General features: G+C 54.5%; 23 protein-coding genes. 7 read left to right on the top strand and 16 right to left on the bottom strand.

The genetic code is table 11. From position 1 onward, the window contains the following. Window positions 1-60 precede the first annotated feature (60 nt). The gene (locus EQG79_RS06990) at window positions 61-396 is read left to right on the top strand and encodes a YbaB/EbfC family nucleoid-associated protein (RefSeq protein WP_129600871.1); all 336 of its coding nucleotides are present in this window, start codon (window positions 61-63) and stop codon (window positions 394-396) included. 66 nt (window positions 397-462) lie between these two features. Further along, a complete protein-coding gene (locus tag EQG79_RS06985) occupies window positions 463-1,500 on the top strand; it encodes a glycosyltransferase family 2 protein (RefSeq protein ID WP_129600869.1) in 1,038 nt (345 codons plus the stop codon). A gap of 31 nt (window positions 1,501-1,531) precedes the next feature. Here the strand turns inward: EQG79_RS06985 and EQG79_RS06980 are convergent, their stop codons facing one another. Next, on the bottom strand, window positions 1,532-1,753 hold the full coding sequence (locus EQG79_RS06980; RefSeq protein ID WP_077920814.1) for a PspC domain-containing protein: 222 nt from the start codon (window positions 1,751-1,753) through the stop codon (window positions 1,532-1,534). Between the two features lie 339 nt (window positions 1,754-2,092). Between EQG79_RS06980 and EQG79_RS06975 the strand changes: the two genes are divergently transcribed. Beyond that, entirely contained in the window at window positions 2,093-2,299 is a 207-nt protein-coding gene (locus EQG79_RS06975) for a cold-shock protein (RefSeq protein WP_077920815.1), read from the top strand. A gap of 107 nt (window positions 2,300-2,406) precedes the next feature. Here the strand turns inward: EQG79_RS06975 and lysS are convergent, their stop codons facing one another. After that, window positions 2,407-4,173: a lysine--tRNA ligase gene (gene lysS / locus EQG79_RS06970; protein ID WP_077920816.1), complete on the bottom strand. Its 1,767-nt coding sequence runs from the start codon at window positions 4,171-4,173 to the stop codon at window positions 2,407-2,409. Between the two features lie 208 nt (window positions 4,174-4,381). Between lysS and EQG79_RS06965 the strand changes: the two genes are divergently transcribed. Both EQG79_RS06965 and EQG79_RS06960 read left to right on the top strand, forming a co-directional pair. Next, complete coding sequence (locus tag EQG79_RS06965; protein WP_077920817.1) at window positions 4,382-5,236, top strand: SPFH domain-containing protein; 855 nt, start codon at window positions 4,382-4,384, stop codon at window positions 5,234-5,236. 78 nt (window positions 5,237-5,314) lie between these two features. Then, window positions 5,315-5,512 (top strand): ribbon-helix-helix domain-containing protein, encoded by a 198-nt coding sequence (locus EQG79_RS06960; protein ID WP_077920818.1) that lies wholly within the window; start codon window positions 5,315-5,317, stop codon window positions 5,510-5,512. A 1-nt stretch (window position 5,513) separates the two neighbouring features. Here EQG79_RS06960 and EQG79_RS06955 read toward each other — a convergent pair whose 3' ends face one another. The 11 genes from EQG79_RS06955 to rpmH all read right to left on the bottom strand — a co-directional run bounded on the left by EQG79_RS06955 (window position 5,514) and on the right by rpmH (window position 17,041). Then, window positions 5,514-6,134, bottom strand: coding sequence for a hypothetical protein (locus EQG79_RS06955; protein ID WP_077920819.1), 621 nt, complete (start codon window positions 6,132-6,134; stop codon window positions 5,514-5,516). Between the two features lie 404 nt (window positions 6,135-6,538). Next, window positions 6,539-7,192 carry a hypothetical protein gene (locus tag EQG79_RS06950; RefSeq protein ID WP_129600867.1) on the bottom strand — a complete coding sequence of 218 codons (654 nt, stop codon included), beginning with the start codon at window positions 7,190-7,192 and terminating at the stop codon, window positions 6,539-6,541. 278 nt (window positions 7,193-7,470) lie between these two features. Then, window positions 7,471-8,247: a type III pantothenate kinase gene (locus EQG79_RS06945; RefSeq protein WP_129600865.1), complete on the bottom strand. Its 777-nt coding sequence runs from the start codon at window positions 8,245-8,247 to the stop codon at window positions 7,471-7,473. 77 nt (window positions 8,248-8,324) lie between these two features. Continuing rightward, window positions 8,325-10,454: a peptidase domain-containing ABC transporter gene (locus tag EQG79_RS06940; protein WP_077920822.1), complete on the bottom strand. Its 2,130-nt coding sequence runs from the start codon at window positions 10,452-10,454 to the stop codon at window positions 8,325-8,327. Between the two features lie 116 nt (window positions 10,455-10,570). Next, window positions 10,571-11,092, bottom strand: a complete 522-nt coding sequence (locus EQG79_RS06935) for a redoxin domain-containing protein (protein ID WP_129600863.1) — start codon at window positions 11,090-11,092, stop codon at window positions 10,571-10,573. Then, window positions 11,089-11,646 (bottom strand): hypothetical protein, encoded by a 558-nt coding sequence (locus tag EQG79_RS06930; protein ID WP_236648700.1) that lies wholly within the window; start codon window positions 11,644-11,646, stop codon window positions 11,089-11,091. The genes EQG79_RS06935 and EQG79_RS06930 overlap by 4 nt, the downstream gene beginning before the upstream one ends. A gap of 1,377 nt (window positions 11,647-13,023) precedes the next feature. Continuing rightward, window positions 13,024-13,656 (bottom strand): helix-turn-helix transcriptional regulator, encoded by a 633-nt coding sequence (locus tag EQG79_RS06920; RefSeq protein WP_077920826.1) that lies wholly within the window; start codon window positions 13,654-13,656, stop codon window positions 13,024-13,026. A 202-nt stretch (window positions 13,657-13,858) separates the two neighbouring features. After that, window positions 13,859-14,575 carry a tRNA (adenosine(37)-N6)-threonylcarbamoyltransferase complex dimerization subunit type 1 TsaB gene (gene tsaB, locus EQG79_RS06915; RefSeq protein ID WP_077920827.1) on the bottom strand — a complete coding sequence of 239 codons (717 nt, stop codon included), beginning with the start codon at window positions 14,573-14,575 and terminating at the stop codon, window positions 13,859-13,861. A 79-nt stretch (window positions 14,576-14,654) separates the two neighbouring features. Beyond that, entirely contained in the window at window positions 14,655-16,322 is a 1,668-nt protein-coding gene (locus tag EQG79_RS06910; RefSeq protein ID WP_077920828.1) for a S41 family peptidase, read from the bottom strand. 65 nt (window positions 16,323-16,387) lie between these two features. Then, a complete protein-coding gene (locus EQG79_RS06905) occupies window positions 16,388-16,801 on the bottom strand; it encodes a ribonuclease P protein component (protein ID WP_077920919.1) in 414 nt (137 codons plus the stop codon). A gap of 72 nt (window positions 16,802-16,873) precedes the next feature. Beyond that, on the bottom strand, window positions 16,874-17,041 hold the full coding sequence (gene rpmH / locus EQG79_RS06900; RefSeq protein ID WP_077920829.1) for a 50S ribosomal protein L34: 168 nt from the start codon (window positions 17,039-17,041) through the stop codon (window positions 16,874-16,876). Between the two features lie 173 nt (window positions 17,042-17,214). On the opposite strand from rpmH, the gene EQG79_RS06895 reads away from it, so the two are divergent. Continuing rightward, window positions 17,215-18,798, top strand: coding sequence for a M61 family metallopeptidase (locus EQG79_RS06895; RefSeq protein ID WP_129600859.1), 1,584 nt, complete (start codon window positions 17,215-17,217; stop codon window positions 18,796-18,798). 17 nt (window positions 18,799-18,815) lie between these two features. On the opposite strand, the gene EQG79_RS06890 is transcribed toward EQG79_RS06895, so the two are convergent. Together EQG79_RS06890 and EQG79_RS06885 are read right to left on the bottom strand one after the other, a co-directional pair. After that, complete coding sequence (locus EQG79_RS06890; protein ID WP_129600857.1) at window positions 18,816-20,090, bottom strand: AGE family epimerase/isomerase; 1,275 nt, start codon at window positions 20,088-20,090, stop codon at window positions 18,816-18,818. Further along, complete coding sequence (locus tag EQG79_RS06885) at window positions 20,011-21,207, bottom strand: bifunctional heptose 7-phosphate kinase/heptose 1-phosphate adenyltransferase (protein WP_240699290.1); 1,197 nt, start codon at window positions 21,205-21,207, stop codon at window positions 20,011-20,013. The genes EQG79_RS06890 and EQG79_RS06885 overlap by 80 nt, the downstream gene beginning before the upstream one ends. Window positions 21,208-21,237: 30 nt before the next feature. Between EQG79_RS06885 and EQG79_RS06880 the strand changes: the two genes are divergently transcribed. After that, on the top strand, window positions 21,238-22,353 hold the full coding sequence (locus EQG79_RS06880) for a glycoside hydrolase family 130 protein (RefSeq protein WP_129600853.1): 1,116 nt from the start codon (window positions 21,238-21,240) through the stop codon (window positions 22,351-22,353). 8 nt (window positions 22,354-22,361) lie between these two features. Here EQG79_RS06880 and EQG79_RS06875 read toward each other — a convergent pair whose 3' ends face one another. Next, window positions 22,362-23,288, bottom strand: a complete 927-nt coding sequence (locus EQG79_RS06875) for a DUF389 domain-containing protein (RefSeq protein WP_077920833.1) — start codon at window positions 23,286-23,288, stop codon at window positions 22,362-22,364. Window positions 23,289-23,347 lie beyond the last annotated feature (59 nt).

The raw sequence follows: 23,347 nt of genomic DNA, 5'->3' as shown, positions 1-23,347 counted from the left end.
AACCGGCCAGGTGGTAGGGCTCACGCGGAGGCAGTACTGACCATAAGAATCGAAACTACTATGAATATGATGGATATGTTCGGGAAGATGAAGGAAGTTCAGTCCCGAATGAAAGAAGCTCAGGAAGGCCTGCGGAACGTAACCGAAACCGGCGAGTCGGGGGCTGGTCTGGTGAAAGTAACCGTAAACGGGCTGAAAAACGTGCTGAGCATCGAGATCGATCCCGACCTGCTAAAGTCGGCTGACGACCGCGAGATGTTGCAGGATCTGATCGTAGCGGCTACCAACAAAGCCATGCAGAACGTTGAGACCAAAGCCCGCGATCACCTGCGACAGGCCACAGATGGGCTTTTACCCAACATACCCGGTCTGAATTTAGACGGACTCATGTCTTAAAAGTTGATAAGTTTGCAGCGCAATGGGCGGTTTGCTGCCCATTGCGCTGCAAACTGCCCACCCATTTTGGATTCCCTCGCACTCGTCATTCTTAATTATAACGGTCAGTCATTCTTAGCCAAGTTTCTGCCTGCCGTACTTGCCCATGCCGATGGCCATCCGGTTTACGTAGCCGATAGTGCCTCGACCGACGGTTCCGTTGCCTTTCTTCGTGCTCACTTTCCGACCGTGCGGGTTATCGAACTGGCGCGTAACGAAGGGTATGCTGGGGGGTATAACCGGGCTCTCGACTACATCCGTACGCACGAGGCCCCGTTCGATTATTACGCTCTGATTAACTCCGATATTGACGTAACGCCCGGCTGGCTCAGCCCAATCCTGTCTGTAATGGCATCCAGCCCAACGGTGGCGGCCTGTCAGCCTAAAATCAGATCGTACCAGCAGCGCGACCTGTTCGAGCATGCAGGAGCCGCTGGTGGGTTCGTCGACTGGCTGGGCTACGTTTTTTGCCGGGGGCGCGTGTTTGCTACCTTCGAAGCCGACCAGGGGCAGTATGACGATAACCGGCCCGTATTCTGGGCAACGGGCGCCTGTCTGTTCGTGCGGGCCAAGGTTTTTCACCAGACTGGCGGGTTCGATGCCAGCTTCTTTGCCCACATGGAAGAGATTGACTGGTGCTGGCGCGTACAGCGGCTGGGCTACGAAGTCTGGACCTGCGGGCAGTCGGTGGTGTACCACGTGGGGGGCGGCACGCTGCCTAAGTCAAACCCGCACAAGACCTACCTGAATTACCGCAACAGCCTGTTTATGCTGTACAAGAACTGGCCTGCCGACGGCCGGCTGTGGCTACGTATATTCCTGCGGCTGGTCCTGGATGGTCTGTCGTCGCTGCTGTTCGTGAAAGTAGGGCAATGGCGTGACGTATGGGCGATCATTCGCGCCCATTTTGCGTTCTATGCTCACCTGCCGCAGTTGAACCAACAGCGCCGGGCACTCAGGCAGCAACAAACCCATGCTGTCAGCCTGTTTCCACGCAGCATCGTATGGAGCTATTTTGGGCAGGGCAAAAAGACCTACCGCGACATTGTAGATAACAGGAAATAAGGGCGTGATAGCCTGAACGGCCGGCGCTATACTACAGCTCCCAGATAGTGGGGTGAGCGTGTCGGCGCAGGTGCTTGTTCATCTCCAGCCAGAACGCCAGAATCAGATACAGCACAACCGGCGACCCGAGCGTCAGGAATGACGTATAAATGAAATAAAGCCGGATGCTGCTGGCCGAGATATTCATCTTCTCGCCAAGGCGCGAACAGACACCGAAGGCCTGTTTTTCAACGAAATATCTTATCTTTTCCATGCCGACTAAATAAGTCCGTAATACCTGTATACGTTTACCGAACGTAGCAAAAATAACGCAAAGGTGCTATAGATTGTTTACCGATAACACAGAAATAGCGTCAGAAGCCCGTAAGAAGGCCAAAAAAATAGGTACTGGCTATTTGAAGTCGGAACATTTTTATTTTCTTTGTGTTGTAACGGGGCCGACACTTACGTGTAGTGTTGGTACTCGTGCGTAAACAAAGCCCGCTGATCCTCAACCCAGTACCCCGGCCAGTAGGCACCCTCTGGAACCTGTTTCGCGTCTTTGTTACTAACTGACCCTTTGTATGTTTAATTGTTTAATTGTTTAAGTTTTATGCAAACAGGTGTAGTAAAATTTTTCAATGAAAGTAAAGGGTACGGCTTCATCGTAGAAGACGATACCAACCGGGACATTTTCGTTCACATTACTGGTTTAAACGGAATCACCATCCGCGAGAAAGACCGGGTACAGTTTGAAGTGGTTGACGGGAAAAAGGGACTTAACGCGGTTAAGGTAAAGAAATTAGAGTCGGACTATTAAGCCTCTATGGCCGACTAAAAAGAAACCCTGCCCGGTTGCCGAGCGGGGTTTTTTGTTTATAAAACAGCCGGATCAGACCCGCGACCCGGCTGTTTAAGGTAGTCTGTTTATTCGGTCCAGCCCCGAACGGTAGCCAGATCCGGCATGGGTACATCCAGCTTCAGCTTCTTGCGTACACCACCCAGGTCGTTGAAGAGCTTGTTCGGGTTGGCGGCCCGCAGCTGATCGACCGTCATATATCCCAGTTTCTGTACGGCTGGTACCCATTCGGCCGGTACACCTGCTGCCACAAAATCGCTCTCGTCCGACTGCTCCTGCTTTTTCTCGGGCCGCATCTGCGGGAAGAACAGAACGTCCTGAATAGACGGCTGATTCGTCATGATCATCGTGAGCCGGTCAATGCCCAGCCCAACACCCGCCGTGGGGGGCATCCCGTACTCGAGGGCGCGCAGGAAATCTTCGTCGAGCGCCATGGCTTCTTCGTCACCGCGTTCGGCCAGTCGGAGCTGCTCTTCGAACCGTTCGCGCTGGTCGAGCGGATCGTTCAGCTCCGAGTAGGCGTTGGCAATTTCTTTACCGTTACAGATGGCCTCGAACCGCTCGACCAGGCCCGGTTTGCTCCGGTGCTTTTTGGTCAGGGGCGACATCTCGACCGGATAGTCGGTAATGAAAGTTGGCTGGATCAGATTCGGTTCGCAGGCATCGCCAAACAGCTCGTCGATCAGTTTCGACTTGCCCATGCTGGCATCGGTCTTGATACCGCGGCTTTCAGCAACCTCCCGAAGCTCGGCTTCGTCCATGGCCGATACATCGACACCGGTATATTCCTGAATGGCTTCAAACATCGTCAGGCGTTTCCAGGGGCGCTTGAAATCGATGACGTTCTGCCCAACGGTCACTTTAGTGGTACCGGCTACGTCGAGCGCCACTTTCTCGACCATTTCTTCGATGGTATCCATCATCCAGATATAGTCTTTGTAGGCGACGTAGAACTCGACCTGGGTGAACTCGGGGTTGTGGGTGCGGTCCATCCCCTCGTTGCGGAAGTCCTTGGCGAACTCGAATACGCCATCGTACCCACCCACAATCAGGCGTTTGAGGTACAGCTCGTTGGCTATCCGCAGATACAGCGCCATATCGAGCGTGTTATGGTGCGTACGGAATGGCCGCGCGGTCGCTCCGCCGTGGATGGGCTGCAGGATAGGGGTTTCCACTTCCAGATACCCTTTCTGGCTCAGGAACTGCCGGATCGAATTGACCAGCTTGGTCCGCTTCACAAAGACGTCGCGCACCTGGGGGTTCACGATCAGATCTACGTACCGCTGCCGATAGCGCTGTTCCGGATCGGTAAAAGCGTCGTAGGTTTCGCGTTCGCCCTGCTCGTTTATAACCTCCTTAACGACCGGCAGCGGCCGCAGGGCTTTGTTGAGCAGCCTGAATTCTTTTACGTATACCGACAGCTCGCCGGTTTTCGTGGAGAACACATGGCCCCGAACGGAGATGATATCGCCAATGTCGAGCAGTTTCTTGAAGACCGTGTTGTACAGCGTTTTGTCATCGCCCGGGCAGAGGTCATCGCGCCGGAAATACAGCTGGATGCGGCCCGTTGAATCCTGTAATTCGGCAAAGGATGCGCTCCCGCTGATGCGGACGATCATTAGTCGGCCAGCCAGTTGAACGTTGCCCCAGCGCTCGTCGCCGGAGAAATCCATCTCGGGTTCGATATGGGTACCAGGCCCGCCTGGCTGATGGGCTGCCCGGATGTCGGCAACGGTGGTGGTAACGTCAACGAGTTCAGCGGGGTAGGGGTCAATCCCCATTCGCATCAGTTCTTCGCGTTTTTGTCGGCGATTTATCTCTTGTTCACTCAACATTGTCTGAACGATGATTATCAGATTTAGATGATTTCCAGGAATCAGTCTACGAAATCAGGGTGCAAAAATAGCGAAAAGGATTGGCCTTTACAGGATGCGTGTATAACTGACCGCTGATTGCCAGCCCCGACCGCCTGTCCCAATCCAGAGGGTTCAGCGGAATTGTGTAGTATTATTGTGATATCAAACTACTATCAATTCCTGACTCATGAACGAAAAACCACTTACCTCCCTGTCTGGCTATGTATTGTTGCTGGTTGCTATTGTCTGTCTGTTCAGTTCAACGGCGGTTGCCTGGGCTAATCTGAACGTATTCGTAGCCGCGCTCCTGTTTTTGACGGCCATTGTGCTTTTCATCGGTATTACCGTCATCAACCCGAATGAAGCCGTTGTCTGTACGTTCTTCGGCGATTATGTGGGAACCATGAAGCAGAACGGCCTGCGCTGGGTCAACCCGCTTTACAGCAAGAAGAAGATCAGCCTGCGGGCCCGAAACCTCAACGGACAAACCATCAAGGTAAACGACAAAATGGGGAACCCCATCGAAATTGCAGCTGTGGTGGTCTGGCAGGTTTCCGATACCGCCAAGGCGCTGTTCGATGTCGATAATTACCAGACTTTTGTGCAGATTCAGTCCGAAGCCGCTGTGCGCTTCCTGACCAGCTCACACGCCTACGACAATATGGAAGACGAACACGAGACGGTCACCCTGCGCGACAATACGGGGCAGATCAACAAATTCCTGGAGCAGGAACTCGACGAGCGGCTCAGCCAGGCGGGCGTTCGGGTTATGGAAGCCCGCATCAGTCACCTGGCCTACGCGCCCGAAATTGCGGGAGCCATGCTCCAGCGCCAGCAGGCTACGGCGGTGGTATCGGCTCGGAAGCAGATCGTAGAAGGAGCCGTTGGTATGGTTGAGATGGCGCTGGCCCGGCTGGCCGAAAAAGATGTGGTGCAGCTGGACGAGGAGCGGAAAGCGGCCATGGTCAGTAACCTGCTGGTGGTACTTTGCGGAGAGAAATCGGTCAGCCCGGTTGTCAATGCTGGTACATTATATAACTAACAAGAGAACCGATAACCGGCAGAGCGGGTAGTACATACCTGCCCGTTCTGTCGGTTCGTTTCTTTTTCTTGCTTCCTTATGGCATCAGAAAAAAAAGCGTTTGTGCTACGGATACAGCCAGAAACGCTGAAGGAGCTGGAACGCTGGGCGCAGGAGGAGTTTCGGAGCGTAAACGGCCAGATCGAATACCTGCTGAACGACGCGCTGCGAAAACGCCGGAAACAAAAAACGGGCGGCACTGACGATCCGCCCGAGCCCGCCAATCGTGCCGACTGACTTATTCCGACCCTGGGCTGGGCGTCCGGGCGGAGGCCGTTTGCTGCCCGTTTTTGGACAGGTTGTTGTACCGGTCTACCAGGATCAACTGGCCCAGAATGGTACGGGCGTTCAGATTATGGCTGAGCACGAAATCATCCAGTTCGCGACTCTGGCTAATCATATGCGGGTGATAGATATCCGGGAAAAACCGTTCGAACGTCAGAAACTGACCCTCATCGTAAACGAAGTAGTTGAAGGGCTCCTGCAGATCGGCCAGTTCGGGCGTGTCGATCAGCTGTTCGGGCCGATGAAACGAGCGGCTGAGCCAGCCCCGTTGCCGTTTAAGCTGTCGAACTACCGTTAGCGATCCGTCGAGACATACCTCGTAGAAACCATGCGCCGTTTGCTCATCGGCGTGGTTGCGGGCCAGCGAGACAAAGATCCGTTGTTTGTGTTGGTTAGGGTCGAACCAGCCAAACTGCCGAACCTGACTAGCCGAGTACGTACGAATCTGTCCGGTGGGCAACCGCAGCAGCACCATTTCTGCCGACCAGTTGTAGGCTAGCTCGCCCTGCGCTGAAGCCCCATTCCAGAAGGCAAGCTGACCCGATCGCCAGACAGGCAGGGGAGGTTTCGCCAATGTTACCTGAGATAGGAAAAGTACAATAAGTACCAGTAAAGTTGATGCATAGTGTCGTTTCATAGCTGTATTCCATTTGCAGAATGGCGGCAGCGCAGGTGGCTACCGAGCTGCGTTGACCTAAACGAAGCTATTGAAATTAACGACAGGCTAAGTGCCTTGTTAACAGGGCTTTAAATAGTTATATGCGCTTTGTTTTAATAATGTACAGACTAAATTGGACGGATAGAAGAAATATACGGGCTGATGGTATTTGTAGAAAAAACAATAGACTAAAAACCAGATGGTTAATTTATTAAGTGGTCCAAAGAATTCGTGAGATAACCGGGTTGCCCTGAAAAAATACAAAAAAAGAGGTATCCCGTTTGTGGGTTACCTCCTGCGCAAATTCGAGTCACCGTATGTCATCGGCCCAGCGATGGCACTTCGTCTGGCTCCGTTACGGCCTGTATCTTAAGGTAGTTATAGTGGTTGATCAGCAGCAGCCGGGTCAGGGTGGTATTTACGTTCAGGTCGCGTTTGATGACGTACTGTTGCAGGGCCTGGCCAAACTCGTCGCACATGCGGGGCCAGAGCGTACGGCTAAAATCCCGCAAACGAACTACGTCCTGTCCGTCTACCACGAAGTACTCGAAGTTATCCATGTTTTTAACCAGTTCGGGATCGGCCTCGGTAGCGATGGAATTACCAATTCTGAGCATCTCCCGCGTAGGCCGAAGCTGCCGGTAAACGGTTAGTGGCCCGGCGGTGCACTCTTCGGCAAATTGGGGCCGTACCTGCTTCGATTTGAATGGATACAGGACGGAGACAAACTTCCGAAGCGTGTTCTGATTGGTATCAAAATACCGGAAATTGCTGACCTGAAGAGCCGAGTAAGCCTTAACGACATCGCCCTGCCGGTACCGAACGATTTCCGCTTTCCAGTTATAGTTGAGTTCACCTTTGAGCAAAGTGCCGTTGGCCAGTTGGAGCTCGCCCGTACTCCAGACGGGGGCCGCTATGCCGCCCGCTCCGGTCAGCATAAGCCCTGTAACTACAGAAAGAAACAAGTTTTTCATAACGCTGTCTATCAATTGAAAGGCCCGGTATGGGGCCAGACAGCGTGCGTATAGAAAAAACCCTGCCAGGTTGATCAGCAGTCGATTACCGCCGGGGCAGCGGGCTTAGTAGGTCAATAATTGTATTATTCCGCTGGACTAACAAGCATTTCTTTGACTTAAAACGGACTGTACAAATCCGCTCCATTTGTTTCGGTGTAGGCTAACATTTGGACCGAAATTTTTTGAGTAAATGACTCCTCAATTCTGTAGAAATGAAGACTACAGCTGCCTGACTGTCAGGCCTGTGAAGCCGTTACGGTTTCGCCAATCAGCCGAACGCCGTCGAGTGTCAGTGAGGGAATAACGGCGGTAAACACATCTTTCAGCGACGGAATCCGACCCGACAACCCGCCGGTAGCTACGGCTATACAGTCGTTGTGCAGTTCAGCGCGGATCCGCTCGATCAGCGACCGAACCAGCCCCTCGTATCCCAGCACAACACCCGCCTGAATAGCGTGGGTGGTACTCGTGCCCAGGGCCGAGGCTGGTACCTCGATTGGCACTTCGGGCAGCTGGGCCGTATTGGCAAAGAGGGACCGGATGGCGGTTTTCAAACCGGGTGCAATGGCAACGCCCAGTATTTTACCCTCGGCCGATACGGTGGTGAAGGTAAGCGCGGTGCCAAAATCGACCACGATGCAGTTTTGCCGGTAGCGGGTGTAAGCAGCCAGCGCGTTGGCAACGAGGTCGGTGCCGATCTCGTGCGGACGCAGAATCTCGAGTGGCAGCAGCGGATAAACGCCAGGACCAACCACAATTGGCTCGAAGCCGAACAGTTCTGTCAGCATGGTCCGCATGGTAGGCGTCAGGTTTGGTACCACGCTGCTCAGGACCGTTGTCTGTACGGCACTGAGGGTAACGTTGGTTTCGAGGAGCCAGAGACGCAGCCGGGCTTCGTAGGATTGAGCCGGTTCATCGATTCGGGCGGGTGTTCGCCAGATGTGCTGCCAGGAGGTTTGGGTATAAAGACCGAAAACGGCGTCGGTATTGCCGATATCAACAATGATCTGCACGGAAACAAGGGGAGATGGCCCGACGCAAAGTAACGCAAAAATATATCGTTTGGTGGATTGGCCTGGCTAGTCAGGCATTATATGGGCAGCACTTCGCTTTCGTAGACGTGTAAGGTATGGTTAATGAGCCGATAAGCCCGGCTTGCCGTAGTTGCTAGTTGTGGCTTGTGGGTAATGAGTAAAATGGCGAGCTGCGGGCGTAAATTGTCCAGCAGATTCATCACAAATTGCTCGGTGTGCTGGTCCATTGCGGATGTAGGCTCATCAAGCAGTAGGAGTTGTGGGTTGCGGTATAAGGCCCGGGCCAGTGCGACTAGCTGCCGTTGCCCGCCCGACAGGTTTACGCCATCTTCGCCAAGGAGGGTAAAATAACCCTGTGGAAATTGCTCGAAGTAGACTGCAAAGCCATAGGTTCGGCAAAAATCAATGATATCATCGGCTTCGCCGATGGTGTCTCCGAGGCAGATGTTATCCAGTAGGGTGCCGCTAAACAGCTTGATATGCTGAGGCACTACACCCAGTCCATGCCGCCATGTTGGCGTGTCGATACTTTCCCAATCGGTGTCGTTTACGCTTATCTGCCCTGTTTCTGGCTTGTAAAATCGCTGAATGAGTTGCAGGAGCGTGCTTTTTCCGCTACCGCTTTCGCCTAATAAAGCCACCTGTTCACCCCTGTGAATGGTCAATGACACGCGATCCAAAAGCGTGGGTCGGCCCGGAAACCGGAACGATACGTCATGTAGCGTTAATGAGCTAAAGGTAAAATCGGCTTGTGGTATGGCTGCCGGGTGCTCGGGGTCAAGCTGCGCATACTCGTACATCCGCTCGAAGGCTACGTTGGCTTCCTGCAGCTGGATATTCGTCAGGGCCAGACTGGCAACGGCGGGTAGAATGGTGCCGGTCAGTGTCAGGATGGCCATCATCTCACCCAGTTGCAGGCTTTTTTGCACCACCAGTAGCGACGTGATAGCCATCAGGCCAACAATCAGCAACGCACCGGTAGCTTCTGCCAGTAGCGAGAAACGCAAACCTACCAGCCCCAATGAGTAGGCTTTTTTCTGAAAGAAGCTGTAAACGGAAGTGGTTATCTCCTGAAAGAACGGCTCCCGGTTACTGGTTTTAATGACATCGATCCCCTGAATGGTATCGACATAATTACTTTCTGTGCGGGCCGAAGCTGCCATCACATCGCGTTGACCGTCGAGAATCGGTTTGTGAAAGAACCAGGCTAGCCCACCATACAGGGGTATACTCACCAGACTCAGCAGGCCAATCCAGGCCGAGTAGGTGAACAGATACCCTGCCGACACCAGCAGGACCAGCGCGTTGATAACTACCGCGCCCGTGATATGATTGATGCTGCGCTGAATGCGGCTGGTATCGTTCAGGCGGGCTACCAGCTCGCCGGTTTTGCGGCTATCGAAAAACGACTTAGGCAGATAGAGCAACGCTCCGTAAAACCGGTTGACCATGCGGTTGTTAAAGTCCTGGCTTTGGCGGTTCAGCAGGAAACCACGCAGATACCCAATAATGGCCCGCGCCACCAGTAGAAACGCCAACAGCGCCAGTCCCAGTAAAAGCCGCTTTGTGTCATGCCGGGGCAGGATTTCATCGATCAACTTCTGCGAGAAAATGGCGGTTGACAGTCCAAGTCCTGCTGTGACAATACCCAGCCCCGTGGCAATGGCCAGTAAGGGTATGTCGTCGCGAATTAATCCGAGAAGCCACCGCCGTTTGGCAACCTTTTCGTCGGTTTGTTTGACGAACGATGCGTTGGGCGTCAGGGTCAGTAATATTCTGGCGGGCCAGATAGCCGTCAGCTCCTCGGTGGTGTAGTGCTCAATACCCCTTGCCGGGTCGCCGATACTGAAAAATCCGGCTATATTATCCCAGCCGTAGCAGACCACGTAGTGCTGGAGCCTGTCATCTATCAATACGTTCAGAATAACGGGCCCGCTGACATCGGTTTTCAGGTTTTCGATAGAATCGGCCTGTAGTCCTTCGCTGTCTAAACCAAGTTGCTGCGCGGCCTGATGGAGTCCCAGTAAAGTGGTTCCCTGTGTGTCAGTACCGCTGAGTTCGCGTAGTCGTTCGAGCCGGCTATGCCCACCGTAGTACGCCATAATTGAAGCCAGGCAAGCCACACCGCAGTCAGCCTGCCCCTGCTGGCGTATCAGGGTTCGTTCCAGATAGTTTAACGGCTTCATGTCAGAACGAGGGTTTGGTCAATTGCTCAAATAGCAGGCAAAGCAGTAGCCAGAGAACCGATATAATCTGTTCCATAGTGGTGGGTAGTAAGAATTGTGATGACTACAGGCCGCTTTTATTCGGGTAAAGGGGCTGTATAGTTTGCTATGGCCGTTACGCTGGTTTCGCCCCGGAAGCGTTTGGCCAGCGACCCGTCGGCGTGATAGATCAGCAAGTCAGGGACAGACGTAAACCCGAACGTATCGTAAGCTTTTTGTTGGGTTATGTGTGCTACGTGCAGGTTGCTGATTGTGTTAAGTTGATGGGCTTGGGCAAAAGCGTTCAGCGCCAGTAACGGAGCCGCCGACAGTAGCCAGATGTCGGCATGGGCCAGTTGGTGGGCATTCTGCCGTAGTTCATTCGCTTCACGCTGACAATGGTCGCAGTCGGGGTCGAAATAAACCAGCACTAGTGGTCGGCCCGTAGCTAATAGCTGAACCGATTGGCCCGATAGGGGCGTAACCGCACAGGCGGGTAGTGTATGAATGCGCTCGGCTGCTTCGCGTTTGCGGCTTAGGGCGCTGGTGAACCCCCAACCGAAGTAGGTCATTAGACCCAGCACCAGCAGGGGTAAGGCCCATTTTACGTAGCGGTTCATGACAGGCTAACGATTAAGAACATGACGAACATTACCCACACGAGTAGCCCTGAGCCGTACGAAGCCGCTACCATACCCAGCCCGCGCTGCCATGACCAGCCCACCACCTCAGCCACACCGTAGGCCAGCACCAGCCAGTAGGTCAACTCAAATAAATTAAGCAGCTGCAACGGATAAAATAGATACGGTTCAACGGTATGAACATCGAGCAGATTCAGCAGACTGAGCGGGTAAAATAACTGCAAGTCCTGTAAGCTATAGTCAGTTTGTACAAACAGAAACCATAGTAGCTTTACCAGAGCGGGTAACAGCAGCACCAGTTCAGCCTGTACGGCCACCTGAAAGAACGGCTTAAACGCCCAGCGGTTGGCAGCGAAATAATAGCCTAGACTCAGGCAGGAAGCAACGAGGGTAAATTTGAGCAGGTTGAAAATGGGCAGGATTATATAGCTAACCCACGACCATGTATGGTTCTGAGCAACTACTTTCTGAATCTGCTCATACGTCATTTGCTCGGCCAGAGCGTTAAAGTAAAGTTCGTCGGAGATGAGCAAATGTTGACCGGCAAAGGCGATAAGTAGAGTTAAAGCTACTATAAGCAGTACTAACAATGCACTCTGCTTGCTGGGCGGAGAATTTGTGAAAGTTGATATTGTGGCTGGGTGTGCGTTCATAAATCAGGGCGATTTTTTGTTCCGCGAGATTAGGCCCGCCAAACTGACTATCACTATCATCGGATAGCCAAGCGTTGCCAATTCGCCATCGTGGATATTGAAATCCAGAATGAAGAATGCAGCCAACAAAAGCCCCAGAATGATGCGTATTGGTTTCGTGGGGCGTATACCGATCCGTTGGCGGTGTGAATCCGGTTGGGGGGCACAGTTTTGCTACAAAAGTCGGTTTACATTACCATCTGCCAGAAAAGGGTTCTTTTTTCTTCCGATAATAACTACCAATAGCGGCAGCAATAATGATTAGGAGAACAATTGCAGTTATTTTCATTAACTGCGCCAATTTTTACCAAAAGGTTTCTTATGAATGAAATGAGCAATCAATGCTGCTACGAGTAATACGAAGAAACAAATAATTGCCAAGATCATTATGTACAAATGCAATTCGCTTTTGAACGGATAGTTCTTAGCAAACAAAGCGCAACTCACTACAAAACCGATGATGGTCAACGGATAATGGCTTACAAAAGCCAGTAATTGATTTTTTTTTATGATTTCAGCAAGTTTACAGGCTGGTTTACGCATCGGTAATAGATATATAATAAACTCATTAAGAACTCTTCATTTTGAAATAAACAACATAAACAATTAGTAGCATTGACGAAATAGTAAGTACTTCACCTGTAGACGAACATTTTTCGTCACTACATGTAATAATATCATAAATACTGATAATCATTACGATTAACGCACAAATTCCAAACCCAAATCTGTAGATAGGTTTCATATTTTCAAGTGATGTAATTATCCGCACCACACTACTGTAGTTAGGTGCGGATAATATGTGTGATAAATAACGACTTAGTGAGGATAAGGGCCACGTCCACGGTTCTTACCACCTCCACAATCTTCAGCAATGGCGACTGCAGCGATTACAGCACCCATAGCTGCAGGTACAGCTCCTACCCCCGTTGCCGCTGCAGCAACTGATACTCCAAGAGTGAGAGCCCCCCCCAACACTGAAGCCATGCAACCACCCGCCACAACTTCTTGCATGGCGTTCATTCCTAGTTTTTTCATCATATAATTTTTTTATTCCTACTCTATTTAAGGCTTTTCGGTATCCGCCTTTGTCGCGCGCTTGACGATACAAAAGTGATACACGAATAACCCTGGCGCATGAGCAAACTTGCTCTTTTCTGTGGGTAAACTTACTTTTTTTAGGTGGGTAACTTTGCCTATTACTTACCCAAAACTTACCTAGTCAGCCAGCAGGTGTAGCAGCGTTTCGCGGTGGGCCATTACCCAGCGGGTCAGGCTGCCGGGGCCACCCGATATGCCCAGCTTCTGGCTTATCTTTAGTTTGTGGTTATTCACCGTTTTCTGGCTGAGGCACTCGGTGTCGGCAATTTGCGGTCCCGTTTGGCCCGCTGCTATACCGCGCAGTACCCGGCGTTCGGCAGGGGAGAGACTGTGCCAGCCCGGAAACGGCTCGTTGATGCTATAGGTAGCTGCCGTCTGGAGCAGGGTCGATTGGAAAAACCGCCCGGCTTTTAGCGTTACTAAACAGTCGGTGAGTTCGGGAACCGTACAAAGAACATCGAACTCCAGATTGTCCAGTAGTTTCCAGAGCGGTTTTGTCATCACCGAACTGATTTCGAGACAAACGATCAGCAGCGTTTCGGGGCTACCCGCCCGCAGGTCAGTAAACAGCGGAGCGTCCTGCAGGTAATCCTGGGTGATTAAGGCGAAGCGGGGCTGTTCTGTACTGACTCGTTGCCGAAACACAACCGCATTGGTTTGCGGAGTGCGCCAGATCAACGCAGCCGCGTCCGAAGCCGCCGATATCTGTAGGGTTAACAAGCGCCGGGAACATAAAGCAATCAGGGACATGAACGGTGGGGTGGGGTAGAGACGTCAACAGCACGTAACTATCCTCTGACGATGCAATGCATGGTAAGTCATGCTAAGTCCCGGATTTGGTTACCTAATCAACAAAATGATACCAGAATGGGCGCAGCGTGTTCTGCCTGCTGGCAGTAGCGACTTGTGTAGAGGAAATGTAATGTTTCTGGTGCCGGTAAGTAGCTTGCGGTCAAGCTGTTGCCCGCCTGGGCTGGGTGGTCATGAACTCTTTGAGATAAAAGGGTTCGAAAGTAGCCGGGTCTTCAAACTGCCCGCTGGCAAAGGCCTGGGTGGCGAGTTGGCCAACCGTCCGGGCCGAGGGGATGATGAGCTGGTCGAGAAATACGGCATTGGCGTGGTGACCCAGCGCTGGCTGACACTTGGCGGCTCCGTCGCCGAAAAAGAGCACCCGGCTACTGGCCAGCAAGTCGGCAAAGGAGTCGGGCGTGATGATTTCGGCCGCCGTGGGTCGGACCTCCCGGCCGGTTGTGTCGTAAAACGTGCAGTACACTTCCATCCGCCGGGCGTCGATCATGGGGCAGAACAGTATGGGCTGGTCCGCGAATAGGGTGGCGTACGGGCGAACCTGTTCGGTCATAGCCTGTAAGGTATTGATGGCCAGCAGCGGTTTGTCGAGGGCGAAACACAGCCCCTTGGCCGTTGAGACGCCGATGCGCAGGCCGGTATACGAGCCGGGCCCTTTACTGACCGCTATCGCATCGAGCTGGGCCAGTTCATGCCCCGTATGCCGCACCACATCACCAATCAGGGTAGTAAGCATAGCCGCCGAGGTGCGCTCGGTAAAGAGTTCGTAACAGCCCAGCAAGGTACCCGCATCCGGGCCGTCGCCCCCGTGTACAGCTACCGAACAGGACGCCGTGGACGTATCAATGGAAAGGAGAAGCATTCAGTAAAAAGTGCTGAGCGATGAGTGTTGAACGATGAGTGCTGTCAGTTGCTCATCGCTCAGCACTCATCGCTCATCGTTATTTTGATTTGGTGCCTTTGAGGATGGCGCTGTAGCGACCCATGTCTTTGAAGACGTCGAGGGCGGCTTTCAGTTCGGGATCAGTCGCGAAAGAGGCTTCCTTGATGCCATGCTGGAGGTAGTAGTGCCCCGCAATTTCCTGTTCGAGCAGCGTTTTGAGTTCGTTCTTGAACGTCATCAGGTCGGCGTCTTTGCTGTGCGACACTTTGGTTTTCAGGGCTTTGAGCTGATCCTGAATCTGATCGAAGTATTTTTCTTTCTTGGCCGAGGCTTCGAGCGTGCCGAGGTCTTTTTCTACCTGGGTGGTGTAGTCGTATTCTTTGTCGGCTACCCACTTGGTAAAGTCGGCATACTCGGCATCGGTCAGGCGAAACTCGCGGGCCGGTTTGATAGTCGGATGTTCGCTCCGGTACTTCACCGCATAGTCGAAAATCAGTCCTTTGTTGGTTAAGCTCAGCGCAATGGGGGTGGGTGTCTGGGCTTCTACGACCACATCGGGCAGTACCCCGCCACCGTCGTACACCACCCGGCCGGCCTTGGTTTTGAACGCCGTTTTGAGCGAATCGGGCACTTTACCAACGCTGCCGTCGGGGTTGCGATGGCTGTAGTCGATGGCCTGGATACAGCGCCCGCTCGGAATGTAATATTTGGCTGTGGTGATTTTAAGCTTGGTATTGAACGACAGCTCGCGGGTGGTTTGTACCAGTCCTTTACCAAACGTTCGCTGACCGACCAGTACGCCCCGGTCGTAATCCTGAATAACACCCGATACAATCTCGGCGGCCGACGCGCTGCGGCTGTTGGTCAGCACGATGATGGGCATATCGAGGTCGAGGGGCGGGTTGAGAGCCGTGTAGGTTTTGTTCCATTCGGTTACCTTGCCTTTGGTCGTTACGACCTCCGAATCTTTCGGGATAAAGATATTCGAGATGTCGATAGCCATGTTCAGGAGACCGCCGGGGTTTTCGCGGACGTCGAGAATCAGCTTTTTCATGCCTTTCCCTTTCAGCTCCTGAAACGCGGTTTTTACCTCGCGCGAGGCTGTAGCGGTGAAGTCTTTCAGGTCGATGTAGCCCACCTCGTCGTTGATCATACCGTAATACGGCACGTTGGTCATCTTCACCACATCGCGGGTAACGCTCACGTCGACGGGGTCTTTCTGGCCAAACCGGCGAACCGTCAGTTTAACGGCCGTGTTGTTCTGCCCTTTCAGCAGTTTGCCGGGGTCAGCATCTTTGCGGCTTTTGAGGTCGATCCCGTCGATCTTCATGATTTCGTCGCCGATCTGCAGGCCCGATTTTTCGGCCGGGGTGCCTTCGTAGATCATCAGCACGATGCTTTTACCCTGTCGCTGGCCAACGAGCGCCCCGATGCCGTTGTATCGGCCGGTTGTCATGGTCATGTAATCTTCAATTTCGTCTTCGGCGAAGAAATTGGTATACGGGTCGAGGGCTTTCAGCATGGCATCGATGCTGGTCTTCACCATGCGGTTAGGGTTCACCTCGTCTACGTAATACAGGTTCAGCTCTTTGAAGAGCGTAGCGTAGATGTCGAGGTTACGGGCAATCTCGAAGAACCGGTCGTCAGTTTTGAACGAGAAGAACCCGATACCGCCTGCCACAAGGACCGAGGAGGCTAGGAGCGTAAAGCGTTTGGGAAGGCGCATAAGTCAGTTGACAGTCAGTAGTCGTAAGCCGTTCGGAAACAGCACTCAGCAGGACTAACTGATGGCTATCGGCTCACGACTTTTGGTAGTACTAATTTCATACCTTTTTCTATCTCTTCAAACGAAATAATCTGTTTGGCGGTATAAAGAAAGGCAATGGCCGTAGGGCGCGCCTGGCCGGGGGCCGGGCTGAACCAGTCGCCCCGGCTGCTGAGCAGTTCTTTGTTGAGCCGGTAAGCTTCCCGGACGCGCCGTCGAATGAGGTTTCGGTCAACGGCGCGTTTGAAACCGCGCTTGGGAACGGTGATGACGATAGCCGGCAGAGGAGGGGGGGAATCGGGCGGGGCGGGCGCCGACAGATAAAGCACCCGAAACGGAAAAAGGTAGAACGTCTGGACCGACGCGCTACCTTTCTTAAACAATTCGCCCAGAATTTTTTTGCTGCAAAGCCGCTCGGATTTGGTGAAGGTTTGCTGCATCATTCGGTTCATAGTTTGTAGGTTTCTGTCAGTTTACTCCCGAGAAGCAGCAGACAGAAAACCACAAACTCATTAAACTTTGAACCGCTCGCCTTTTTTCTCGTCAGAAACGGTCAGTTTCCAGCGACCTTTGGCACGACGGCGGGCCAGCACCTGGCGGCCGTTGGCGGTTGACATCCGCTCGCGGAAGCCGTGCTTGTTTTTCCGCTTGCGGTTCGATGGTTGGTATGTTCTTTTCATGATCTATGTTGCCTTAAAACCCTTGGTTCCAAATGAGTCCGCAAAGATAGCGGAACCAGTACAGTTTACCAAGCCCGATTTAGAAAAACGAATTGTCATTATTTATGTTGGTAGTTAATAGAATAGCCGGGCTGCCTCGGCTCGCCTGACCGACTGTACTTACTTGCCGAACTATGCATTATCGCCTGTCTGCCGATCAAAACGCCGGAACACCCAATCCGCAGCACTATATCGCCGTTGAAGCCCATCTTGCCGATATTACCAGCAGCTATGTAGAACTCCAGCTACCCGCCTGGCGACCCGGCCGGTATGAACTGCAGCCCTTTGCCAAACATATTCAGCGCTTTACGGTGGTTGATGCCGATGGGCAGCCGCTGCCGTTTCAGAAAGTGACCAAAGACCGGTGGCGGGTGCAGACCAACGGCACTACGGCGCTTACGGTGCTCTACAACTACTACGCCCTGCTGCCGACGCCCAATCTGCTCAACGCGGGCAGCAGCTTTATCAGCGACACCTTGCTATACGTAAATCCGGTCAATCTGTGCGTCTATGCCGAAGGCCGGATCGATGAGCCCTGTACGCTCGAGCTGGCTATTCCGGAGCGGTGGATGGTAGCCTGTGGCCTGTCGTCGGCGGGGGGCGATGCCCGAACGCTGGTCGCGCGCGATTTTTACGAACTGGTAGACGGACCGCTCATGGCCGCGCCGGTCATGCAGCATATTCAGTACGCGGTGCGTGGGGTTCAGTTCAACGTCTGGATACAGGGCGGGCGCCGGACCGACGGTAACCCAACGTTCGATCCGGATCGGCTCGTGCGTGACTTCAGCCGGTTCTCGGAAGTGCAGCTGACGCTATTTGGCGAGTTTCCCGAACCCGATTATCACTTTCTGACCCTGGTTTTACCGGTTGCGCATTACCACGGCGTAGAGCATCGCAACTCGACCATGCTGGTGCTCGGCCCCAACGACGAAGGGGAGGGGTTGTACCAGGATTTGCTGGGGGTAGCCTCGCACGAGTTGTTTCATGCCTGGAATATCATCCGCATCCGGCCCACCGAGCTGCTGCCCTACGATTTTACCCGCGAAAACTACTTCACCACCTGTTTCGTTGCGGAAGGCGTCACCACCTATTACGGCGACCTGATGCTGCGCCGGTCGGGCGTGTTCAACGACGAAGCCTACCTGAAAGAGTTGCAGGTGCTACTGAAGCGCCATTTCGAAGCCAACGGTCGGGCGGCTCAGTCGCTGGTCGAGTCGTCGTGGGATTTGTGGCTCGACGGTTACGAGAAAGGAGTTCCCGATCGGAAGGTATCGGTTTATCACAAAGGGGCCATTGCTGCGCTGATTCTGGATTTGCACATCCGCCGACTTTCCGATCATGCCCGCTCGCTGGATGACGTGATGCGCCAGCTGTGGGAGCGGTTCGGCCGGCCGTTTGTGGGATATACCCTGGCCGATTATCGGGCCATCACCGAAGCCGTGGCGGGCGAATCGCTGGACTGGTATTACGACTTATGCATTTTCGGTAACGAACCGCTCGACGCGAAGCTGAACGAATACCTGGCCTGGGTAGGTTTGCAGCTGATCGACGGGCAGCCCGACCTGCCCGACCACCCGGGCGGCATCCGGCTGATGGAGCTGGACGATGCTGCCGGGGCCAGCCAACGGGCCCGCTGGTTTGGCGGCCCGCTGACCGACGAGCGGCACGAAGGCATAATCGACGAGAAAACGATCGGCAAGAACGTGGCTGCCAGGTAAAAGAATAACCGACAGTGTTAGGTAAATTGGGCTAGCAGCCGATCGAGCCGGGCTATGGACTGGATAACCGCCCGTACGGTATGGTAGTTGATTTTCCAGGAGTGACCCATGTGCGTCCAGATGGGTTGGCCTTCGCGGGTCATGAGCGGCCACCATTCGCCCACGTCCGGATTGACCATTTTGTCGAGCACGAAGCGATGCACGGTCTCGTAGGCCCGCCAGTAGTCGTGATTCCCCGTAATCTGGTAGGCGTCGAGAAACCCAATCAGTAGTTCGGCCTGCTGCCAGAATTCTTTTTCCCGGTCATAAACGGTTCCGCTGTGTGAGCCTTCCACAAAAACACCGCCATATTCCCAGTCTACCCCGTAGTTCAGGGCGTGGCTCAGGGCTTTTTCGAAAGCAGCGCGGTAGGTATCGTAGGGTAACTGCAGTACGTTGAGGGCGTGTAGCAGCAGCCAGCCAAACTCGCCGTTATGCCCATAGCTGGTGTTATCGTCGGCCGTTGGTTTAATGCCGCCTTCGGCAAACCGGTCCCAGCCCCAGATCACGTCGAACTTAATTTGGGGCGCTACCCGCCAGTCGGCCCAGAACTGCGGCAGACCCGTTCCATAGACGGGGTGCATGACGCGCTGACTGAGCAGATCGATCACTTCGAGCAGTTTTCGGCGGTGCAGCGGATGCTGACTAGCTTCGTAGAGCGTAGTAAAAGCCTCCATCAGGTGCATGTGTACGTCGAGGGTTTTGCGGTCGCCACCGCCGGGGCCGGGGCCTTTCAGCGTCCAGTCGCGGGAAAACATCTCGAAGTAGCCGCCATAATGTGTATCGACCGCGTGGATTTGCAGCAGGTCGAACACCCGTTGTGCGTAGTTAAGTCCCCGGGGATCGCCGGTAGCGAGCGTGTATTCGCTCAGGCAGTAGATGGCGAAACTTTGCCCATAGGCGATTTTCTGGTCGTTGAGCACCTTGCCCTGCCGGTTGGTCATCCAGTAGAAACCACCGTACTGCTCGTCCCACATCCGATCGATGAGGTAGTCGACACCATGTCGCGCCAGCTCGGCCAGTTCGGGTCCACCGTAGCCCGCCCGATGGGCCGACGCGTAGGTATAGATCGAACGGGTTTGCGAAATCAGCGATTTCTCGTCCGTGCCGGTGTCGTGCCCATGCTGATCGAAGTGGGTGATAAAACCGCCGTTGACGCGGTCGGCGCTACGGCTAACCCAGAACGGAAGAAGCTGATGGGTCAGGTGATGATGCAGTTCCTGACGGTGCTGCCGAAGGAGTTGTAGGTTCATGGAGCGTGTAGGTCGTGGCCAGTTGAAACACTTCGTCGGGTGTAGCGGTGCCGGTCTGGCCGAGTTTCTGTACGGTAACGGCCGCAGCCAGATTGGCGATGGTCAGGGCCTGCGGGGGTGGCGCACCGGCGCTGAGGCTGGCCGCCAGAGCCGCTACAACCGTATCGCCCGCCCCCACCGGATCGAGCGGGCCCGGCACCGCCAGCCCGTCGATCGCCCAGATGTCGTCATCCCGAACGTAGAGCATACCGGCCTCGCCCCGCGTAACGACCAGCGGGCTGCGCAACGCCCGGTTTAGCAGCCTGGCGTGTTCAATACACCAGTCGAGGTCGGGATGGTTGGGGAGGGGTACGTTTCGGAAACGGGCCAGCTCGGCCGTATTCACTTTGAGCGTGGCCCCCCGAATCAGCAGCCCCGTATGCCGCAGGTCGGCCAGACAACATACCGCCGGGTGCTGACGAATGCGCTCATTCAGAGCCGGAATCCGGGCTTCGGTCAGGAGCGGACACGGAAACTGCTGGTTGATGATCAGCACATCAAGCTGGGGCAGGAGCTGAGCCAGGCCGTCGAGCAGCTGGTCGAAGTTATGGTCGGGTAGTTTGTTTTGGCTGCCAAAATCGATCCGGTTCGCTTCGGTCTGTTGCTGCATCGGCTTCGTATACACGCAGGTATCCCAGCCGGGCGGGGCCGTCAGCAGGCAGTTGGTATGGACACCCTGCTCCTGCATCAGCTGTCGCATGGCATGACCAAACAAATCGGCCCCAACGACACCGATGGCCCAGACCTGGCCAACGCCCAGTGCCAGCAGGTTCTGTATGACATTGCCCGCGGCTCCGAGCGATGCTTTGGGCCGACTGCCCCAGTATACCGGCCGGTTGGTTTCGAGCGAGTATTCGCCTGTTTCGGTATTGAGCTGATAGTACAGGTCGAGCGCAAAATCGCCAATGACACCTACGTTCAGCGTTGCCATGCGACCAAACAGGGCGGGCATGGCGTCAGACCAGGCAGCGGTAGGCGAAAGGGGCAGGATACGCATGCGAATAATGGAGTGAGCAGGCTGCGTCAGTACAAACCAACCGCCCGCTGCTTTCTTTACCGGATATGCATTGCTGATCAAACTGTCCTGCCGGGCAAAATCTACTCATCTATGGTGTTGACTTATTATCGTCGTTTTGTTGCCATTGTGCTCGTTCTGTGGGTGTTACCTGCGCTGGTCCGGGCGCAGCCAGTACCCGAAAAACCGTGGATGCTGGGCCCTTTTATCAAGCAGAATGCCATCAACCCGATACTGAATGCTCAGGCTACTACCACCTTTTTCTGCCCCGTCTCCCAAAAAACGGTGCGTTGGGAAGAAAAAGACGTGTACAATCCGGCCACTGTCGTACGCAACAAGCAGGTGTATATGCTCTACCGGGCCGAAGATACCGTTCGGCGGGTGGGCGGAACCTCGCGGCTGGGGCTGGCCGTTAGCCGGGATGGGCTGCATTTTAAACGGCTGCCGAAGCCGGTCTTTTACCCCGATCAGGACGCGATGAAGACCTACGAATGGGCGGGGGGCTGCGAAGACCCGCGGGTCGTTGAAAGCCCCAATGGCGTTTATGTGATGACCTATACGGCCTACGACGGCGACAAAGCGCGGCTGTGCGTGGCTACCTCGAAAGACCTGCTGAGCTGGAAAAAACACGGATTGGCCTTCGATCAGTATGACAACGGAAAGTACCGCAATGCCTGGTCGAAGTCGGGCGCTATCGTCTGCAAACGGGTAGGGGACCGGATCGTAGCCCAGCGGATCAACGGAACCTACTGGATGTACTGGGGCGACCAGCCGGACCTGCGCCTGGCCGTATCGACGGATCTCCTTCACTGGACACCGCTCGAGAACAGGCAGGGGAAACCGATACCAGCCGCCGAGTCGCGCCGGGGTACCTACGATGCCCGCCTGATCGAGCCCGGCCCGTACGCCCTGCTGACGCCCGCCGGCATTCTGCTGATCTACAACGGCATGAACGAACCCAAAACCGGCGATCCTAACCTGCCCGACCATGCCTATACCGGTGGTCAGCTGCTGTTCGACGCCAGGGATCCGGCCCGGCTGATCGATCGGTCGGAGACATACTTCATCCGGCCCGATCAACCCTACGAACTCGAAGGGCAGGTCAATCAGGTGGTTTTTTTGGAAGGAATGGTGCCGTTTCTGGGGCGGTGGTTCCTGTATTACGGCACGGCCGATTCCAAGATCGGGGTGGCGGTAGCGGATCAGTAGCCGACGGGTCAGGCTACCGGTCGGCGGTGGTGGAAAAAACGCTGTTTGCTGCCGAAAACCAGCAGGCACGAGAGTAGAATCAACAGAATATCGAAGCCGAATCGCTGAAGTCCCTGGCCCGCCAGATCATACCGGCCACTAGCCAGCCCGATCCCGATCATGGCGGCTGCGTTGATGATGACCATCGCGATGAGGGCGCCGGCAATGACACTCTTCCGGAACGAAGACATAATGATAGCCCCGGCCAGGGTGCCGCAGACAGACAGCAGGGTGTCGCTCGTGCTGGGGTTCGCCAGGTGATATACCTCTTCACTGCGGGTGAAATCGGTCAAACTGATCTCGCCGGTAGTTTGCAGGAACCAGTAGGTGAGCGCTGACGTCAGGATCAGGGTTGTGTAGCCAACTACCGATGACTGGATGGCCCGCCAGAGCACCTGCCATCGGCGCAGCACGACCGACAGGGCAATACCGGCCAGTGGCTCGAAACCCGGGGCGATAACGGCAGCTGCGACAAACGGCATGATCTGGCGCGTTGGTGCCGATACGATGCCGATGGTTGCCATAACGCCCCCCAGTGCCATGAGCAGGACAAAATTGGGGGTTATCCGTCCCTGGTGCCGCATGCCGGTCTCAATTTCTTCCCAGATAGCTTCGTCAGCATCGTTTTCGAGTTTATCGGCCTGGTCAGGTTCAATGATACTCTCGGTAAGCGACGTGCTGACCAGGTAGGGAGCATCGCCACAGCGGTTAGCAATGGCTTTTAAAACCCGGTCCGACCCCCGGTTGAGCAGCTGAACGGAAAGGGCGTCGCCAACGGGTTTGTGGGAGTTGTCGGGGTAGAGCGCCACGCCGATCACCTCATCGAACTGGAGGAGGTCGGCCATCAGGGCGGTTGTTTTATCGGCGGGCAGCTGAATCTGGAAGGTACGATGCATAGCGTTGAGTACTCTGGAAACCTAACCGCCATGCGGGGTAAGTGTTTGCGGATGAGCGG

The organism is Spirosoma sordidisoli, assembly GCF_004138325.1.
GTDB lineage: Bacteria > Bacteroidota > Bacteroidia > Cytophagales > Spirosomataceae > Spirosoma > Spirosoma sordidisoli.
Note: the sequence above shows the minus strand (reverse complement) of the source record. Positions and strands in the feature narration are given on the sequence as shown.

Bases quoted from the DNA above. Each gene is read 5' to 3' on its own strand.
- EQG79_RS06990 (WP_129600871.1), top strand. From the start codon at position 61: ATGAATATGATGGATATGTTCGGGAAGATGAAGGAAGTTCAGTCCCGA.
- EQG79_RS06980 (WP_077920814.1), bottom strand. From the start codon at position 1,753: ATGGAAAAGATAAGATATTTCGTTGAAAAACAGGCCTTCGGTGTCTGT.
- EQG79_RS06975 (WP_077920815.1), top strand. From the start codon at position 2,093: ATGCAAACAGGTGTAGTAAAATTTTTCAATGAAAGTAAAGGGTACGGC.
- lysS (WP_077920816.1), bottom strand. From the start codon at position 4,173: ATGTTGAGTGAACAAGAGATAAATCGCCGACAAAAACGCGAAGAACTG.
- EQG79_RS06965 (WP_077920817.1), top strand. From the start codon at position 4,382: ATGAACGAAAAACCACTTACCTCCCTGTCTGGCTATGTATTGTTGCTG.
- EQG79_RS06960 (WP_077920818.1), top strand. From the start codon at position 5,315: ATGGCATCAGAAAAAAAAGCGTTTGTGCTACGGATACAGCCAGAAACG.
- EQG79_RS06950 (WP_129600867.1), bottom strand. From the start codon at position 7,192: ATGAAAAACTTGTTTCTTTCTGTAGTTACAGGGCTTATGCTGACCGGA.
- EQG79_RS06940 (WP_077920822.1), bottom strand. From the start codon at position 10,454: ATGAAGCCGTTAAACTATCTGGAACGAACCCTGATACGCCAGCAGGGG.
- EQG79_RS06935 (WP_129600863.1), bottom strand. From the start codon at position 11,092: ATGAACCGCTACGTAAAATGGGCCTTACCCCTGCTGGTGCTGGGTCTA.
- EQG79_RS06920 (WP_077920826.1), bottom strand. From the start codon at position 13,656: ATGTCCCTGATTGCTTTATGTTCCCGGCGCTTGTTAACCCTACAGATA.
- tsaB (WP_077920827.1), bottom strand. From the start codon at position 14,575: ATGCTTCTCCTTTCCATTGATACGTCCACGGCGTCCTGTTCGGTAGCT.
- EQG79_RS06910 (WP_077920828.1), bottom strand. From the start codon at position 16,322: ATGCGCCTTCCCAAACGCTTTACGCTCCTAGCCTCCTCGGTCCTTGTG.
- EQG79_RS06905 (WP_077920919.1), bottom strand. From the start codon at position 16,801: ATGCAGCAAACCTTCACCAAATCCGAGCGGCTTTGCAGCAAAAAAATT.
- rpmH (WP_077920829.1), bottom strand. From the start codon at position 17,041: ATGAAAAGAACATACCAACCATCGAACCGCAAGCGGAAAAACAAGCAC.
- EQG79_RS06895 (WP_129600859.1), top strand. From the start codon at position 17,215: ATGCATTATCGCCTGTCTGCCGATCAAAACGCCGGAACACCCAATCCG.
- EQG79_RS06890 (WP_129600857.1), bottom strand. From the start codon at position 20,090: ATGAACCTACAACTCCTTCGGCAGCACCGTCAGGAACTGCATCATCAC.
- EQG79_RS06880 (WP_129600853.1), top strand. From the start codon at position 21,238: ATGGTGTTGACTTATTATCGTCGTTTTGTTGCCATTGTGCTCGTTCTG.
- EQG79_RS06875 (WP_077920833.1), bottom strand. From the start codon at position 23,288: ATGCATCGTACCTTCCAGATTCAGCTGCCCGCCGATAAAACAACCGCC.